Below are 2347 nucleotides of genomic sequence, written 5' to 3'. Positions count from 1 at the left end.
TAATCGTCTACCCAACCCCACAAATCACAGACCCAAGTCCATTAGAAGTTTGTGATAACGATACAGATGGTATTGCGGTTTTTGATTTAGAATTAAATAATGCAGAGATTTTAAACCAGTTAGATTCAGATACCAGTAACGATCTAGCAACAGCAGATTACACAATTACATTTTACGAGACTCTAGCCAATGCAGAAGTGCCACAAAATGCAATAGCAACACCAAATGCTTACGTAAACACCACGCCAGATTTACAAACCATTTGGGTAAGAGTAGACGATAACGCTAATGGATGTTCAACAGTAACAACAATGGATTTAGTGGTTAATCCATTACCAGTATTAGTACAACCTGATGCATTAGAGTTATGTAACGCTACCGATTTACCAGGAGAAACTAGCGCTTTAGCCCAAGAAGAATTTACTTTAGAAGATGCCAATGCACAGATTTTAAACGGACAAAGTGGTATTACGTTAACGTACTACTTCACACAATCCGGAGCCGATAATGCAACAGCAGCAGACCAAATTTTTAGTCCTTATACCAATGTTGCCAATGCACAAACCGTGTATATCAGAGCCCAAGACAATGTGACTAATTGCGTTAGTACCATTACTTTAGATTTACGAGTAAACCCAACACCATCACCACAAGCCACACCAGCAACATTAGTAGTATGTGATGATGACAATGACGGATTCTCAAGTTTTGATTTAGACAGTCAAACCACAGCAATTTTAAACGGAGAACCAGATGTCACTATTAGTTACCACGAAACAGAATCAGATGCCATCAACGACATTAATGTTTTAATAAGTCCATACACTAACATTGTAGCCAATACCCAAATGGTTTATGTACGTGCAGAAAACGACAATACAGGGTGTTTTACTATCGTTATACTACCATTAGACGTACAACCCTCACCAGTAGTACCAGTAGCAATAGACGATTACGTAGTCTGTGATGATAATGACGATGGATTCAATCAATTTGATTTTGATACGGTTATGACACCACAAATCCTAGGAACTCAAAACCCATCAGATTTCACACTAACATACCACACCACACAAGCCAATGCAGAAACTGGAAGTAGTCCAATAGTCAACACAGGTAACTATACCAACGCGACCAACCCACAAACTATTTATATACGTTTAGTAAGCAATACCAATGGATGTGTTAGTACAGGCGAATTTATAATCAGTGTAGAATTTCCACCAGTAATCGTACAACCAACACCATTAACAATTTGTGATGAGTTAGATGCTAATTATTACGAAAACAATGATGAGATAGCCACTTTTGATTTAACCGTTAAAAATGATGAAATCACAGCAGGAGATGCCAGTTGGATTGTGACGTATTACGAAACACAAGCCGATGCTACCGCAGACAGTAATGCTATAACAGACCCAACGCAATACACTAACATGATGGTCGGTACCAATCCAGCCAATCCACAAACAGTGTATGTACGTGTTACCGATGGTGACACAGGTTGTTTCTCATTCACAACCTTAACCATACGTGTATTACCCAACCCAACACCAGCACCAAACCCAGATAATATCGTGTTGTGTGATGATGTAGATGTAGTCGGACCAAACGATTTAATTGAAATCTTTGATCTAACTACAAACGAGGTAGCAACCATCAATGGCGAAGCTAACGTTAGTGCAAGTTACTACACAGACTTAGACGATGCCTTAATGGGAAGCAATCAGATTGTAGATCCAACCATGCATAGTAATGAAGATCCAAACAATCCAGGCGTAGCCATTACACCACAAACTATATATGTACGTGTAACAAATGGATCAGACGCTTTAGGAACAGGCGGAACAGGATGTTTCACTATTGTAAGTTTTGATATCATGGTCAACCCATTACCAGCAGTAGTGCCAATATCAGATTATATTTATTGCGAGTTATTTAATGACGGACAATACGGATTTGATTTAGAGAGTAAAACGGACGAAATCCTAAACGGACAAGATCCAACCCTCTTTACAGTCACTTATCATGAGACACAAGCAGAAGCAGACCAATCAATGAATGACTTAGTTAGTCCATACACTAACACTAGTAACCCACAAACCATTTATGTAAACATCACTAATACCATCACTGGTTGTGATACCACAACAACGTTTGTGATAGAAGTTCAAGAAGCAGCACAAGTCAATCCAGACACGGAAAGCTTAGATTATTCAGAATGTGATGATAATATGGAAACCGATGGAGACACCACCAATGATAGTGTACAATTTGATTTAGAAAGTTTAAACGAAGAAGTATTAGACGGACAAGACCCATTAAGCTACATTGTAAGTTATTATGA

General features: G+C 38.6%; 1 pseudogene. It reads left to right on the top strand.

Going from position 1 to position 2347, the window contains the following annotated elements:
• Positions 1–2347, top strand: a pseudogene (locus JAO71_RS15675) (hypothetical protein); the annotation flags it as partial.

This window comes from Olleya sediminilitoris, assembly GCF_016785945.1.
GTDB lineage: Bacteria > Bacteroidota > Bacteroidia > Flavobacteriales > Flavobacteriaceae > Olleya > Olleya sediminilitoris.
This window is presented reverse-complemented; position numbering and strand designations above follow the sequence as displayed.